The sequence below is a fragment of the Streptomyces sp. NPDC007095 genome (genome assembly GCF_040634475.1).
Lineage (GTDB): Bacteria > Actinomycetota > Actinomycetes > Streptomycetales > Streptomycetaceae > Streptomyces.
In genome coordinates this window covers 1-14829 of sequence record NZ_JBEYFS010000074.1, presented here as the reverse complement: position 1 = coordinate 14829, position 14829 = coordinate 1, and the positions used below count along the sequence as shown (strand labels likewise).

At 70.5% G+C, this 14829-nt stretch carries 15 protein-coding genes; 9 read left to right on the top strand and 6 right to left on the bottom strand.

Annotation, left to right across the window (positions count from 1 at the left end; genetic code table 11):
- Positions 1 to 51 precede the first annotated feature (51 nt).
- A complete protein-coding gene (locus tag ABZ656_RS24980; RefSeq protein ID WP_360270566.1) occupies positions 52 to 873 on the bottom strand; it encodes a lysozyme in 822 nt (273 codons plus the stop codon).
- Between the two features lie 349 nt (positions 874 to 1222).
- Here ABZ656_RS24980 and ABZ656_RS24975 point away from each other — a divergent pair, with 349 nt between their 5' ends.
- Both ABZ656_RS24975 and ABZ656_RS24970 read left to right on the top strand, forming a co-directional pair.
- Entirely contained in the window at positions 1223 to 1681 is a 459-nt protein-coding gene (locus ABZ656_RS24975) for a MarR family transcriptional regulator (protein ID WP_360270592.1), read from the top strand.
- Positions 1682 to 1693: 12 nt separating this feature from the next.
- Positions 1694 to 2125, top strand: a complete 432-nt coding sequence (locus ABZ656_RS24970) for a MarR family transcriptional regulator (RefSeq protein ID WP_101400623.1) — start codon at positions 1694 to 1696, stop codon at positions 2123 to 2125.
- An 18-nt stretch (positions 2126 to 2143) separates the two neighbouring features.
- Here the strand turns inward: ABZ656_RS24970 and ABZ656_RS24965 are convergent, their stop codons facing one another.
- Positions 2144 to 2932 (bottom strand): protein phosphatase 2C domain-containing protein, encoded by a 789-nt coding sequence (locus ABZ656_RS24965; protein WP_101400624.1) that lies wholly within the window; start codon positions 2930 to 2932, stop codon positions 2144 to 2146.
- A 413-nt stretch (positions 2933 to 3345) separates the two neighbouring features.
- On the opposite strand from ABZ656_RS24965, the gene ABZ656_RS24960 reads away from it, so the two are divergent.
- Genes ABZ656_RS24960 through ABZ656_RS24940 form a run of 5 tightly spaced genes read left to right on the top strand, consistent with a single transcriptional unit; the run spans position 3346 to position 9050 of the window.
- Positions 3346 to 6213 carry a nitrate- and nitrite sensing domain-containing protein gene (locus tag ABZ656_RS24960; RefSeq protein WP_360270564.1) on the top strand — a complete coding sequence of 956 codons (2868 nt, stop codon included), beginning with the start codon at positions 3346 to 3348 and terminating at the stop codon, positions 6211 to 6213.
- Entirely contained in the window at positions 6210 to 6713 is a 504-nt protein-coding gene (locus tag ABZ656_RS24955; protein ID WP_054236699.1) for a roadblock/LC7 domain-containing protein, read from the top strand. The genes ABZ656_RS24960 and ABZ656_RS24955 overlap by 4 nt, the downstream gene beginning before the upstream one ends.
- Positions 6710 to 7117: a DUF742 domain-containing protein gene (locus ABZ656_RS24950; RefSeq protein ID WP_075028888.1), complete on the top strand. Its 408-nt coding sequence runs from the start codon at positions 6710 to 6712 to the stop codon at positions 7115 to 7117. The genes ABZ656_RS24955 and ABZ656_RS24950 overlap by 4 nt, the downstream gene beginning before the upstream one ends.
- A 37-nt stretch (positions 7118 to 7154) precedes the next feature.
- Complete coding sequence (locus ABZ656_RS24945) at positions 7155 to 7772, top strand: ATP/GTP-binding protein (protein WP_360270562.1); 618 nt, start codon at positions 7155 to 7157, stop codon at positions 7770 to 7772.
- 24 nt (positions 7773 to 7796) lie between these two features.
- Entirely contained in the window at positions 7797 to 9050 is a 1254-nt protein-coding gene (locus ABZ656_RS24940; RefSeq protein ID WP_101400627.1) for a styrene monooxygenase/indole monooxygenase family protein, read from the top strand.
- Positions 9051 to 9055: 5 nt separating this feature from the next.
- On the opposite strand, the gene ABZ656_RS24935 is transcribed toward ABZ656_RS24940, so the two are convergent.
- The 4 genes from ABZ656_RS24935 to ABZ656_RS24920 form a co-directional block, all read right to left on the bottom strand.
- On the bottom strand, positions 9056 to 10210 hold the full coding sequence (locus tag ABZ656_RS24935; protein ID WP_101400628.1) for an NlpC/P60 family protein: 1155 nt from the start codon (positions 10208 to 10210) through the stop codon (positions 9056 to 9058).
- 103 nt (positions 10211 to 10313) lie between these two features.
- Complete coding sequence (locus ABZ656_RS24930) at positions 10314 to 10622, bottom strand: hypothetical protein (RefSeq protein ID WP_101400629.1); 309 nt, start codon at positions 10620 to 10622, stop codon at positions 10314 to 10316.
- Between the two features lie 25 nt (positions 10623 to 10647).
- Positions 10648 to 11373, bottom strand: coding sequence for a TetR/AcrR family transcriptional regulator (locus ABZ656_RS24925; RefSeq protein WP_101400630.1), 726 nt, complete (start codon positions 11371 to 11373; stop codon positions 10648 to 10650).
- Between the two features lie 200 nt (positions 11374 to 11573).
- Positions 11574 to 12503: a diiron oxygenase gene (locus tag ABZ656_RS24920; protein WP_360270559.1), complete on the bottom strand. Its 930-nt coding sequence runs from the start codon at positions 12501 to 12503 to the stop codon at positions 11574 to 11576.
- Between the two features lie 150 nt (positions 12504 to 12653).
- Here ABZ656_RS24920 and ABZ656_RS24915 point away from each other — a divergent pair, with 150 nt between their 5' ends.
- Together ABZ656_RS24915 and ABZ656_RS24910 are read left to right on the top strand one after the other, a co-directional pair.
- Complete coding sequence (locus tag ABZ656_RS24915; RefSeq protein WP_360270557.1) at positions 12654 to 13760, top strand: ferritin-like domain-containing protein; 1107 nt, start codon at positions 12654 to 12656, stop codon at positions 13758 to 13760.
- A gap of 69 nt (positions 13761 to 13829) precedes the next feature.
- A complete protein-coding gene (locus tag ABZ656_RS24910) occupies positions 13830 to 14738 on the top strand; it encodes an ADP-ribosylglycohydrolase family protein (protein WP_101400633.1) in 909 nt (302 codons plus the stop codon).
- The last annotated feature ends 91 nt before the right edge of the window (positions 14739 to 14829 follow it).

Genomic DNA, 14829 nt, shown 5'->3' with positions numbered 1-14829 from the left:
TGAAATCTGAAATCTGTCAGCTGTCAGTCGTCAGCCGCCCTCTGCCATCGGTCAGCCGTCGGCGAGCGCCTGCACCCGGTCCAGGCCGCCGTTGAACTTGTCGTGGTCACCGACCGTCGGTCCGGACGAGGTGTACTGCCACAGCGTGTAGTACGCCCAGCCGGCCGGCAGCGTGCCGGGGTCGGCGGCGTAACGGGCGATCCACAAGGGGTTGGCGGAGGCGAAGCCGCCGTAGTTGCCGGTGCAGTCGCTCCACCAGCTGGTCGCCGTGTAGATCACGGCGTCCCGGCCGGTGCGCGCCTTGTACTGGGTGAGGAAACTGCTGATCCAGCTGACCATCGCGCTCTGCGTCTTGCCGTAGCAGGCGGCCCCGTACGGGTTCCACTCGATGTCGAGCGTGCCCGGCAGCGTCCTGCCGTCGCCGGACCAGCCGCCGCCGTGGTCCACGAAGTAGTTGGCCTGGGTGGCGCCGCTCGTCGTGTCGGGGGTCGCGAAGTGGTACGCGCCGCGGATCATGCCGACGTTGTACGAGCCGTTGTACTGCTGGGCGAAGTAGGGGTTCGTGTAGTACGTCCCCTCGGTGGCCTTGGTGTAGGCCCATTTGACCCCGCTGCTCCACAGGGTCGACCAGGCGACGTTGCCCTGGTAGCCGCTGACGTCCACGCCTTCCGTCTGGGTGGCGTCACCGGTGTTGGGCGTGCCGGCCTGGCCGTCGTGCCCGAGGACGCCCATGCCCATTCGGGCGGAACCCCGGGCGGGTGTGTCGGCGGCGGAGGAGGAAGGCGGGGCGCAGAGCAGGGAGAAGGCGGCGAGCAGGGTTCCCAGCGCGAGCAGGCGCAGGCGGTGGGGCGTTCCGGATCTGTGCACGGGCATGACGTGCCTCCGAAGGGCTCGATGGAGCCAGGTGGGGGGAACGGTGCGGACTTGCGTGCCGTGAGTGGTGCGGGCATGCGCGCCGTGAGTGAGGGTCAGGTCCTCGTCGACCTGGCGGCGTGGGCATGCCATTGGGTGCCTGTTCACGAAGCTACGCACGGGGAGAACGTGCTGGGAAGAGGGGCCGTGGGCTGCCGTTGGTCTACGCCTGAGAAATACTTACGGAGCTGTGGCTATGGCCACCTTTGGCGGAAACTTTCAGAGTCGGGAAACCGGGTGAGGGGCAGACGTGCGCGAGGACAGGAACGGAGGCCGGTATCCGGCCGGCCTCGACGGGTCGGGCAGGGGTGTGGACCAGCCCGCCGCGCACGGCGGCGCGGACCCCGAGTTCCTCTCCCTGGAGCGCGAGTTGACCGTGTTCCTGCGCCGTGCCCGCGCCAACCAGGGCGAGATGGCCCGCGAGGTCCATCCGGACCTGGAGTCCGCCGCGTACGGACTCCTCGTACGCCTCGACGAGTGCGGCCGTCAGCGCGCCACCGAGCTCGCCGCGTACATCGGCGTGGGCAAGGCCACGATGTCCCGCCAGCTGCGCGCCCTGGAGGAGCTCGGCCTCATCGCCCGTGAGCCCGACCCCGCCGACGGCCGTGCCTGGCTCGTCCATCTCACCGAGGAGGGCCGCAGCCGGGTCGGCCAGGTGCGCGAGGCACGGCGCGCCCGGTACGTGAGCGAGCTCGCCCACTGGGATCCTCGCGAGGTCGCGGAGCTGGCGCGGCTGTTGCACCAGCTGAACCTCGGCATGGAGAAGTAGGAGGAGGCGGGCGTGGACCAGGAATTCCCCGCGCTGGAGCGGGAGCTGACCGTGCTGCTGCGGCGCGCCCGGGCCAGTTCCGGTGAGATGGCCCGTGAGGTCCACCCCGACCTGGAGTCCTCCGCGTACGGGCTCCTCTTCCGCCTCGACGAGTGCGGCCGTCAGCGCGCCACCGAGCTCGCCGCGTACATCGGCGTGGGCAAGGCCACGATGTCCCGTCAGCTCCACGCCCTGGAGGAGCTCGGTCTGGTCGCCCGTGAGCCGGACCCCGCCGACGGACGTGCCTGGCTCGTCCGTCTCACGGACGAGGGCCGGCACCGGTTCCGCGCGGTGCGGGAGGCGCGCCGGGCACGGTACGTCCGCGAACTCGCGGGCTGGGACCCGCGTGAGGTCGCCGAACTGGCCCGGCTGCTCAACCAGCTGAACCGGGGCATGGAGAAGTAACACTCCGATCCGCCCGACTCACCAGTCCACGAACACCACCGTCGCGTCGTCGTGCGTCTTGCTCCGCCCCAGCCGCGTCCGCGCCTCGGCGTCGGCCCGCTCCAGCGTCCGTACGCGGTCCACGAGGGCCTGGGCGCCCTCCTTGCGGACGACGGTGAACAGGCCGCCCCAGTCGCCCTCCCCGAACTTCTCCAGCCAGCGGGTCGCGCCGTCCGTCAGGGCGGCCAGGGCACGGACCTCGGACCGGGGCACGGTCCCCGTCACCGCCCGGGCCGCGACCGACGGATCGGCGGCGGCCGTGAAGAAGCCGCCCTCCTTGTTGCGGACGGTCGCGTCGGCGATCGCGTCCGAGGCGAGGGAGGCGCGGGGGACACGGGTGAGACGGTCGTCCAGGAGCGGTGTCACCGCGCCCGCGGGGGACTCCAGCAAAAGGGCCGAGTCGGAGAGCACCAGGTACTCGACGAGGCCGGCCGACCAGCGGGCGAGGACCACGGTTGCCTGGGGCGTACGCGGGTGAGAAAGGTCACAGGTGTCGGAGTGGGCCTCGGAAGTGCGCCGGATGGACCGGGAAAGGATCTCCGCCAAGGTCAGATCCCGGCGGGAAACGGACAGTTCGGTCAGGGCTCCGCCGAGGCGTGCGGAGAACCAGTGGACGGAATGCAGACAGCCGTCGTCGCCCGGCGGGGGAGTCACGCCGTCGAGGACGACCAGTGATCCCCCTTGTCCTGACGCCGGAAGGCCGACCGATGCGAAGTCCTCATTGGGGCGGGCCGGATCGCCCGGCTCGGAGACGAGTTCGATGCGCATCCAGCCAGTCTGCACGAGCCCTTCACAAGGCCCCCGAAAGGCCGGCAGCGGTCGCGGGACCGGTGCGGACCAGCAGCTCAGCCGCCGGGTTTGGCATGGAATGATCGGCTCCGGCAAGGCGTGGCGGCGAATACTGCCAAAGCGCGCCGCAGACGTCCAACCGGCCCGCCGCGCAGGGGGGTCGCACGCGCCAGAGGAACTTGCCCGCCAACTCCCGTCCGGGGTTCACTCCTTCGGGTGGCGGGCCGGACGATGCGGGACCACCGCCCACCGGCACTGGGAGGGTCGGGAGCCGATGGGACACCCCCTGCTCGAGCGGAGTCGAGAGCTCGGGGAGGGCGGACGCCCAGTTGACGGAACGTCACCCGGGCCCTTGGGTACACGAGTCAGGAATGCGAGCACCGGTGCAGAAGATGCGGTCTCGGCGCACAGGCAAGCAGTCGGCCTCCGGAGCCGGGTGGTCGGCCTCCGACGGGAGTGCGGAACGCACGCCGGGCGCCGCGGGGCACACCCCCGCGGGCAAGGGCCGCTCCGCTCACGTGCGCAATCGGCTGATCGTCGCCGTGGCGGTCGTCGCGGCCGCCATCGCCGGTGCCGGAGCCCCCACGGTCCTCGCGGCCTCCGAGCAGCTGAACGACTCCCAGAACCTGGTGACGCTCGCCGGGCGGACCCAGCAGGCGCTGACGCTCGCCCACTCGCTGGCCGACGAGCGCGACGAGGTCACCTCGTACATCGCCGCGGGCCGGCCGAAATCCAAGGCGCCCTCCGAGCAGCGCAGCGCCCGGGTCGACCGGCAGGTCGACGAGGTGCGGGCGGACGAGGACGCGCCCGCCGTCCTCCTGAAGGACCTGGACGGCATCGGCACCGCCCGCAGAGCGGCGCTCACCGGCAAGAGCACCGCTCTCGAAGCGCATGAGGCGTACTCCGACGTCATCGCCGAACTCCACGCCCTCGCCGAGGACCTGGCCGAGCAATTGCCGCCCCGCGCGGGTTCCGGCGCGCACGCCCTCGCCGAGCTGGACTCCGCGGTCCAGCAGTCCGCCGCCGCCCGCGGACTGCTCCTCGCGGCCCTCAACATCCCGCGCACCACCCAGACGGTCATCAACCCCATCACCGGCCTGGCGTCCACCACCAGCAGCTCGTCCCCGGCCGACACCAAGCAGCGCGACGCGCTCAGCGCCGCCGCTCAGCAGGCCCGGCTCCGCTCGGACGCGGCCCTCGCGAACTTCCGCGAGACGGCCCCCAAGGACGCCAAGGCCTCGTACGACTCCACGGTCACCGGACCCGACGTCACGACCGCGGACAAGTACCTCACCGACCTCACCGACCAGCCGACGCTCTCCGACTCCGAGCTCGACTCCAGCACGAACAAGGTGGACGCGGCGCTCTCCGCCCGCGTCGAGCTGATGCGCGGCAGCGAGGCCTCGCTCTACGACCACCGCACCAAGGACCTGGAGCGGCTGCGGGACGACGACGTCACCGCGCTGGAGGTCCGGATCGCCCTCATCGGCACCCTGCTGCTGGTCGCGGTCGGCGTCTCGATGGCCATGGCCCGTACGCTCACCCGCCCGCTGGCCGTGCTGCGCCTGGGCTCGGCCCGCCTCGCCGCGGACCCGGGAGCGCAGGAGCCGGTGAAGTTCACCGGCCGCAACGACGAGTTCGCCCAGGTGGTCCGCTCCGTCAACGCGCTGCACGCGCACGCCGCCGCGCTCCATGAGCGGCTGACCACCCTCGAAGCGGACCGCAAGCACCTCATCGGGCAGCGCCAGCTGATGGCCGACGAGCGCGACAGGCTGCGCGCGGAACTCGCCGACGCGGCGGCCCACCTGGAGCAGGTCCGCGGCACCATCCACGGCACCTTCGTCAACCTCGCGCTGCGCACCCTCGGCCTGGTCGAGCGGCAGCTCGGGGTCATCGAGGGCCTGGAGGAGCGCGAGCAGGACCCGGACCGCCTCGGCACGCTCTTCAAGCTGGACCACTTCGCGACCGTCATGCGGCGCCACAGCGAGAACCTGCTCGTCCTCGCCGGCCACGAGCACGTCCAGCACCACGCGGGCCCCGTCCCGCTGGTCGACGTCGTACGGGCCGCGGTCAGCGAGATCGAGCGGTACGAGCGCGTCCGTATCGCCGTGTTGCCGCCGCACGCGCACCTCGCCGGGTTCGCCGCGGACGACCTCTCGCACCTGGTGGCCGAACTCCTGGAGAACGCCTCCTCGTTCTCGCCGCCCGACCTGCCCGTCGAGGTCTCCGGCTGGCTGCTGGAGAACGGCGAGGTGATGCTCTCCGTGCAGGACGAGGGCATCGGCATGGCCGCCGACCGGATGGCCCAGCTCAACGCCCGTCTCTCCGAGTTCGACCCGGAGGACGCCTACGACCAGGAGAGCGGCGAGGGACTCGGGCTCGGCCTGTACGTGGTGGCCCGCCTCGCCCACCGGCACGGCGTCCGCGTACAGCTGCGGGAGCAGAAGCAGGGCGGCACCGCGGCCGTGGTCGTCCTCCCCAAGACCCTGTTCGCGTCCGCCCCCGCAGTCACGGTCCCCTCGGCCTCCCCGGTCGCCGGTGCCGCCCCCTCGGTCGTCCTCCCGGGCGCCGACGCGGAGGCCAACTCGAACGTGCTGCGCGGCCGTTCGGCCCTCACGGCACGGGACCAGGCGGGCCCCGCCGTTCCCACCGCTCCCGCCGGTGACGAGGACCCGCTGATCGTCGCCGCGCAGGAGGCCGTGCGGGCGGACGCCGCCGCGCAGGAGGCGGCATACGCCCCCGAGCCGACGCTCTCCGAGACCACCATGGAGCTGCTGGCACCACTGGTCCCGCCGGACGAGCCGGTGGCCCTGGCGGACGAGCCCGCAGCGGCCGGGCCGGCCCCCGCCCCGGACGTCGCCCTCCCCGCGCAGGCCACCACCGACCCCTACGCCCGCACTCCCGACCCCTACGCCATCGGCCCCGACTCCCACGAACGGGTGTCGGACGAGGAGCCGGAGCGGGTCACCGACAAGGGACTGCCCAAGCGGACGCCGAAGATCTCGGCGCCCGCACCGGTTCCCCGGCCACGCGTCGGCGGTGTGGACGCCGAGGCGCTGCGGCGCAGGCTCGGCGGCTTCCACCGGGGCGCGACCGAGGGCCGCCGTGACGTGGAGGCCGAGATCGCCGAACAGACGGCCCAGACGCCCACCCCGCACCACACCGCACAAAACACCGCGCCGGACCAAGCGCAGGACGCGGTGCGACAGCAGGACGCAGTAGACGCATCGGGGGGCACAGTCGAGGAGGCAAGCAGTTGACCGCGCCCAGTACCTTCGGCCTGAGCAGTGAAGCCCGCAATCTGCACTGGCTGCTGACGAACCTCGTCGAGGAGGTGCCGGGCCTCCAGTCGGTCGCGGTCGTCTCCTCCGACGGTCTGCTGCTGCTGTCCTCCGACCCCGGGAGGAACGCGGAAGCCCGCACCGGGGCGGAGGCGCGCCCCACCGGCCCCAAGGGATCCTCCGCCGACCTCGCCACCATCGTCTCCGGCATCGGCAGCCTCACCATCGGCGCCGCCAAGCTGATGGACGCGGGCGGGGTGAAACAGACGATGGTCGCGATGGACGAGGGCAGCCTCTTCGTCATGTCGATCAGCGACGGCTCGCTGCTCGGGGTGCACGGCGCCCCGGACTGTGACATGAGCGTGGTGGCGTACCACATGGCGCTCTTCGTCGGCCGTGCCGGACACGTCCTGACGCCCGAACTCCGCAGCGAGCTACGCCAGTCACTCGAAGCCAAGCCGACGGGGAGTGCCCAGTGAGTTCTTCCTCCGCGCCCAAGCTCCCCATACGTGGCGGGGACCGCAAACCGGCCCGCGTGCGCCCGTACTCGCTCACCGGCGGCCGTACCCGCTTCGGGCACGTGCTGCTGGTCGAGACGTTCGTGGCGGCGCTCGAGGCCCCCGAGGAGCGCAAGGAGCTGACCAACGGCTCCCTCGCGACCCGGGTGATGCCCGAGATGCAGGCCATCGTCGAACTCTGCCGCCGGATGCGTACGGTGGCCGAGATCGCCGCCCTGCTCAGGATGCCGCTGGGCGTGGTCCGCGTCCTCCTGAGCGACCTGGCGGACCAGGGAAAGATCCGTGTGTACGGAACAGGTCACGGCCCGGGACAGCCGGACCGCGCTCTGCTGGAAAGGGTGCTGAATGGACTCCGTCGTCTCTGAGGGCGCGCCGAGAACGGCCTCCCCCGCCTCGGCTCCGATGCCTCTGGCCCCGGTGCCGCTGTCCGAGTCCGACGAGAACCTCCAGGCCTGGCAGACCGATCGAACCCGCGCCCCGATCGCGACGAAGATCGTGGTGGCGGGCGGCTTCGGCGTGGGCAAGACCACGCTGGTGACCGCGGTCTCCGAGATCACGCCCCTCCAGACGGAGGCGCTGATGACCCAGGCCAGCGAGGAGACGGACGACCTCACCGGCACCCCGGACAAAGTGACCACCACCGTGGCCATGGACTTCGGCCGCATCACACTCGACGACGACCTGGTCCTGTACCTCTTCGGCACACCGGGCCAGCAGCGGTTCTGGTTCATGTGGGACGACCTGGTGCGCGGCGCGATCGGCGCCGTGGTCCTCGCCGACACCCGCCGCCTCAAGGACTGCTTCCCCGCGCTCGACTACTTCGAGAGCTGCGGGCTGCCGTACGTCGTCGCGGTCAACCACTTCGACGGCAGCGAGCGGTTCGACGCCGACGACGTGCGCGAGGCCCTCACGGTGCCTTCACACATACCTGTCATGATCATGGATGCCAGGCGCCGGATCTCGGTCGTCGAGACCCTGCTCGCGCTGGTGGGGCACGCGCTCGACGTGAGCCCCGAATAAGACGTACACGGAGTTAGGACGCGCATGCGGAAGATACTCGTCGTCGGAGCCGGTCAGTCCGGACTCCAGCTTGCCCTCGGCCTCCAGTCGCACGGGTACGAGGTCACCCTGATGTCGAACCGGACGGCGGACGAGATCCGCACCGGGCGCGTCATGTCGACGCAGTGCATGTTCCACACGGCACTCCAGCACGAGCGCGATCTCCAGCTGAACTTCTGGGAGTCCCAGGCCCCGAAGATCGAAGGACTCGGCGTCTCGGTCGCCGCCCCCGGCTCGCACGACCCCGGTCCGACCCAGCGGGCGATCGACTGGGTGGGCCGGCTCGACGGCTACGCGCAGTCGGTCGACCAGCGGGTGAAGATGGCCGGCTGGATGGAGACCTTCGCCCAGCGCGGCGGCCAGTTGGTCATCCACGGTGCCGCGGTCTCCGACCTGGACTACTTCGCCCGTACGTACGACCTGGTCCTGGTGTCGGCCGGCAAGGGCGAGCTGGTCTCCATGTTCGGCCGGGACGCGGCCCGTTCTCCGTACGCGGAGCCGCAGCGCGCCCTCGCCGTCGCCTACGTCCACGGTCTGGGCCCGCGCCCCGAGCACCCCGACTACGACGCGGTGCGCTGCAACCTGGTCCCCGGTGTCGGTGAACTCTTCGTCATGCCGACCCTCACCACGTCCGGTCGCGCGGACATCCTCTTCTGGGAGGGCGTACCCGGTGGTCCGGTCGACGCCTTCAACGGCATCAAGGACCCCGCCGAACACCTCTCCCTGACCCTGGAACTCATGGAGAAGTTCGTGCCGTGGGAGTACGCCCGGGCCACCAAGGTCGAACTCACCGACGCGAACGGAACGCTGTCCGGACGCTACGCGCCCACCGTCCGCAACCCGATCGGCCGCCTCCCCGGCGGCGGCCTGGTCCTGGGCGTCGCCGACGTGGTCGTCGCCAACGACCCGATCACCGGCCAGGGCTCCAACTCCGCCTCCAAGTGCGCGGCGGCGTACCTCGGCGCGATCCTCGAACACGAGGACAAGGAGTTCGACGAGGCGTGGATGCGGTCCGCGTTCGACCGGTACTGGGACACGGCCCAGCACGTGACGAAGTGGACGAACGCCATGCTGGGCGTGCCGCCGGAGCACGTCCTCAACCTGATCGGGGCCGGGGGGCAGATCCCGGCGGTGGCGCATCGTTTCGCCAATGGGTTCAACGACCCGGCGGACTTCGAGAACTTCTTCTATGAGCCGGAGAAGACGGAGGCGTACCTGGCTTCCGTGACCGGGCACTGAACCTGTCACTTCGGGTGCGGGGAGTCTGCGGCCGGTCGCGTGGTTCCCCGCGCCCTTGATGGGGCGCTCACCTTGGACTCCTCCCGAATGCTCGGGGGTGTGTAGCGGCGAAGGGGTTTGCCGTCCGGGTCCGGACGGACCGCGCCCAACAGCGGGTTGGTGGCGAGGGGGGAGACCTTGATCTTCGTCCCCGGCCTCGGGGCCTGCACGACCAGCCCGTCCCCCACATACAGGGCGACATGCGTGGCCTTGGGGAAGTAGAGGACCAGGTCCCCGGGGCGCAGCTTGCTCAGCGGAATGCGGGGCAGCTGGGCCCACTGTTCCTGGCTGGTGCGGGGGATGGGCCGTCCGGCGTGATCCCAGGCCTGCGAAGTGAGCCCCGAGCAGTCGTACGACATCGGCCCCACAGCCCCCCACTCGTACGGTTTTCCGAGCTGGTCCACGGCGTACCGCACCGCCTCCTCGCCCTGCCGCGAGGGCGGCCGCGCACTGCTGAGAGCCCCCGAGGTCACGAGCTCCCGCGGTGCCGTGCTCACGCCCGGCTTCTCCAGCCGGGCCATCTCGGCAAGCTGATCGGTGCTGAGTGAGGCGAGCAGCTCCTCGGCGCCCCTCAGCCGCCCCCGTACCTCGTCACGCTCCCTCTTCTGCCGCTCGGCGAGGCCGAGTTGACCGTCGAGTGCCTTCCGTGCCTGTCGCGCCAGCCCGTCGGCCTTCTTCTCCGTGCGCATCAGCCGGTCCACGGTCTCGACCCGCTGCCGCGCCAGTTGCCCGATCACATGACCTTCGTCCAACGCGTGCTGAGGATCACGGGCGAGCAGCAGCCGTACGTACGACGAGATCTCGCTGCTGTTCTGGTACTGCTGCCGGGCGAGCCGCCCCGCCGCATCGCGGCTGTCGAGCAGCGAGAGGCGGGCCTTGGCGAGGTCCCCGTCGAGCCGGGCGACCTCGGTCTTCTGTTTCTTCAGCTGTTCCGCCGTGGCGTTGTACGTCTCGCCGGCGCGCTCGGCGTCCCGGTACAGCCGCTGAAGATCCGTCAGCAACTGAGCCGCGGGCCGCCCTTGGGGGCCGGGATCCGGTACGGCCACCGCGGGCGCGGCCACAAACAACGCCCCCGTCGCCATCGCGGCCGTACAAGCCAGACACAGCAGTCTTCCTGACACGTCATCACCTCCGGTGCCGGGGTGGTACCTCCACCTCGCACCGGAAGGATCGGGTCGGCGCATTCCGAGCGCGCGCTCGCCTGACCGGTTCGGCCCAAGAAGCTCACTCGTCGGTGTGGGACTCCGGCGTGGCTCCCGCACTCTTGCCGCCGGGCTTGGACCAGGGCCACTTGGGCCCGCTTCTCGGGTCGCCGGAGGGGTCGTACTCGTACTTCCACGCCTGATGCAGCCCCAGTCGCTTGCTCACCCGCGCCTGGACCCGCCGGTAGACGAGCACGGTCGGCGGGCCGCCGTCGGCATCCGGAACCGGAACCCGGTACACCTTCGGCGGGTGTCCGGTCAGACCGAGCAGGACGGGCAGCACACGCCCGTCCAGCGGGCCGCCCTCGAAGGGGGTGTCTTCGCTCTTCACGGCACCAGTGTCACAAACGCACCCGTCACAGCAGCCGAGCGGCATCACCGATCACCGGAAGAACCGCACGGGCCAGCCCGCCCAGGGCCCCTTCCCGCTCCTCCAGGACGAGCGCGGCCCGCACCACCGCGGCGGTCTGCGGATCACGTCCGGCACTGACCACGAGCATCGCCACGAACTGCTCCACGAGCCAGTCTCGCAGCTCGTCCAACGGCGGCTCCTTGCCCCCGTCCAGCCAGCTCAGCGAGGCACCCTCCACCGCCGTGATCCACATCCGCACGGTCATCCGCAGCCGTCGCCCCGGATCCCTCACGCCCAGATGATCCAGAATGTGCTCTGCCGCCGCCCGCCGCACGCCGTCCACTATGGCCGTCGTCCTGGAGGTCTCGACGACGCTGCCACCCTGAAGCAACGCGGTGAACCCGGCGTCGTGCTGGTCCACGAACGCCAGGTACCGGTCCAGAGCCCGGGCCAGCCGCTCGCTCAGCGGCCCCTCGGGAGGCTCCGCGAAACAGTGCTCCAGCTCCTCCGCGGCGGACCGCAGGGCAGCCTCGTACAGCTGCTGCTTGCCGCCCGGGAAGTACCGGTACACAAGAGGCCGTGACACGCCCGCCGCCTCCGCCACGTCATCGAGCGAGACCTCCTCGGGCGCCCGGTGCGCGAAGAGGGACAGCGCCGCTTCGAGGAGCTGCGAGCGCCGCTCCTCGACACTCAGCCGACGGTATGCGGGGGTGGGAGCCTGCGAGGTCATATCGGCAGCGTAACGGCCAGGACACGAGCCCCCTTCCCAGCCGCGGCCGCCATGCGACGCGAGAGGCCGTGGCGGAGCGTCGCGAGCCCGTCGCTCACGTCCGGATCGAGCAGCGGCTCGCTTGCCGGGCCCACGTCTGATCCGGCGGTGACGGGCTCGACGTACCGCCACCCCACCGCCGATCCCGCAGCGTCCCGCCCTCAGGCCAGCAACCCCGACGCCTTCCACAGCCGGCGCCCGACCCCCCGCAGCACCCCGATGTCGTCCAGGAAGTCGGTCAGCCGCTTGGCCCCGGTCTGCATGACCTCCCGCCGGTGCCCGCTCGCCCGCACCTGCGCCACGGCCTCCCGCTGGTCGAGGCCGACGTTCGAGTAGACCTCGGGATTGACGAAGGCGACGGAGAAGACCCGGGCGAATTCCCCCGACGTCACCCGCGTGAACTCCTGCGACCACCGCGGCGCCGTCACCATCTGCCGCCGCAGCTCCTCCCGCGCGTACCGCACGTGCCGTGCCTCCTCCACCACGTGGATGCGCGTGACCCCCCGTATCAGGCTCTGCACCCGCTCGTCCGGAAAGGTCAGCCGCTGCATCCAGTCGAGGATCTCCTCGCCGAGCAGAGTCGCCGTGAAGGACCCGGGCGTGGTCGAGATGGTCTTGAATACCCGCCCCAGGTTCAGATGCGTCCGGCTCACCGGGTAGTACGGCGTTCCACCGTGCGAGATCAGCCGGGCGAACATCTTCGAGTGCCGGCATTCGTCCTCGATCTCGGTCAGCGCATAACGCACATGGGCGCTCGTCGCCGCCTTGTCGTAAATGTGCCGCACCAACAACTGCATCAGAATGATCTCGAACCAGATCCCCAGCGAAGCCAGCGCGGCGGCCTCGTGCTGCGAGAGCAGAACCCGCTGTTCCTCGCCCATCCGCTTCCACAGCGGGGTGTCGTACAGCGACACCAGCTCCGGCGGCCAGAACCACTTGCCCTCCTCGAAGGGCGCGTCCCAGTCCAGTTCCTTGTCCGGGTCGAAGGAGTGCTTGGCGGAGGAGTCGAGCAGCCGCTCGGCGACCTGCTCCCGGTCCTTGAGCAGACCGAGCGCGTCGCGCAGCACATCCACTTCTGTCACGGTCGTCATGGCTGTTCCCACCTCGTCGTACGGGATCTAGTACGGGATCCATCCGGGTTACCGACGGTCACGACTTATGAGACTGCTTGTCAGCAAGCTCGTCAATCCCTTGTGCGCGACTTGTTGACGGCGCGTCTACCTCGTGTGAGCCTGCGATGTATGCCGACGCACGAGCTGTACGCCAAGGATCCGGGAGACCCCCTCTGGCAGATACCGGCCTCAGGGGCGGCACGCTTCAGCTGGGAGTACGACGACGGCCGCGACCGACTCCTCGCCCTGTACCAGAAGGGCAAGGACAAACAGTGGGACGGCCAGAAGAGAATCGACTGGAGCCTGGAGGTCGACCCCCACGACCCCCTCGGCACCCCCGACGAGTCGATGACCCTCTACGGGACCCCGCACTGGGCGAAGATGACCGACCGGGACAAGGGCGAGCTGCGCAAGCACTACGCGTCCTGGCAGTTCAGCCAGTTCCTGCACGGTGAGCAGGGGGCCATGGTCTGCGCCGCGCGCATCGTCGAGTCGGTCCCCGACCTCGACGCCAAGTTCTACTCGGCCACGCAGACGATGGACGAGGCCCGTCACGCCGAGATCTACGCCCGCTTCCTGCAGGAGAAGATCGGGATGCTCTACCCGGTCAACGACAACCTGCGGTCCCTCCTCGGCGACACCCTCCGGGACTCCCGCTGGGACATGCCGTACCTCGGGATGCAGGTCCTCATAGAGGGCCTGGCCCTGGCGGCCTTCGGCATGATCAGGGACACCACCGACAAGCCCCTCCCCAAGCAGATCCTCGCGTACGTGATGCAGGACGAGGCCCGCCATGTCGCCTTCGGCCGGATGGCGCTGCGCGACTACTACACGCAACTCTCCGACGCCGAACTCCGCGAGCGCGAGGAATTCGTCATCGAGGGCTGCTACTTGATGCGGGACCGGCTGCGCGGCGTCGAGGTCCTGGAGAACTTCGGCATCCCGAAGGCCGAGGCCGAGGAATACAGCGAACAGTCCGAATTCCTGCGCCTCTTCCGCCAGTTGCTCTTCAGCCGCATCGTCCCGTGTGTCAAGGACATCGGCCTGTGGGGCGAACGCCTCCAGCAGGCGTACGTGGACATGGGCGTCTTCGAGATGGGCGACTCCAACCTCGATCTGCTGATGGCCCAGGACGAGGAGGTGGCCGAGCGGTTGGACGCGGAGCGGTTCGCGACGGAGGAGAGGGAACGGGTGGCGGAGGTGGAGGAGATGATCGGGAAGGGCGAGGGCTCGTAGGACGAACCGCCAGGAACGGCCTGCCCGAACACGCGTGCGCCGGCCTGCCCGGACCGGCATGCTCACATCATGACATCCGCCCCGAACCCCCCTTTCGCGCCACGCGCCCTGGCCCGCCGCAGCCTGGAGGGTCTGGCCCTGGGTGACGCCTTCGGCGAACGCTGGTTCCCTCTCTTCCGGGACCGCCCCCAGGCGTACGAGGAGATCCGCGCCCGGCGCACCCCCGAGGAACCGGAGTGGCACTGGACGGATGACACGGCGATGGCGCTCGGAATCGTCCGTGTCCTCGACGAACACGGCGAGATCCGGCAACCGGAACTGGCCCAGGCCTTCGCCCTCGGCTACGACGCCGACCCGGCCCGGGGCTATGGCTACGGCATGCACCAACTGCTCCCGCGCCTGCTCCAGGAGCCGGACCGCTGGGCGGAACTGGCACGCGGACTCTTCGACGGCGAGGGCAGCCTCGGCAACGGCGCGGCCATGCGGGTGGCTCCGCTGGGCGCCTGGTTCCGGCGCGATCTGCGCCTGGTGATCGCACAGGCGACGCTGTCGGCGGAGGTGACCCACGCCCACCCGGAGGGCATCGCGGGCGCGGTGGCGGTGGCCGTCGCGGCGGCGTTGTCGACTCGTTGGGACCTGAATATCGGCACGGTCGTCGAGGCCACGCCCGACAGCGCTGTCCGCGAGGGGCTGCGGCGTGCCGCGAGCCTTCCCTTCACCACCGAGCCCTGGAAGGCCGCGGACATCCTCGGCAACGGCCGACGCGTCCGCGCCGACGACACGGTCCCCTTCGCCGTCTGGTGTGCCGCCCGTCACCCCGATGACCTGACCTCGGCCCTGTGGACCACGGCGGAGGGCTTCGGTGACGTCGACACGACCTGCGCCATCACGGGCGGCATCGTGGGCGCCCGTACGGGAGTGAGGCACGTGCCCGAGGCCTGGCTGAGCCGCCGCGAGGTGGTACCCGGCGCCTCCTAGGCCCTGTCGTCAAATTCCCGTCTGCCCCGCGACGCCATGCACGCACTCTCACCGCACCAGGCACAGACCCAAGTACGTCCAGTACGAGGGC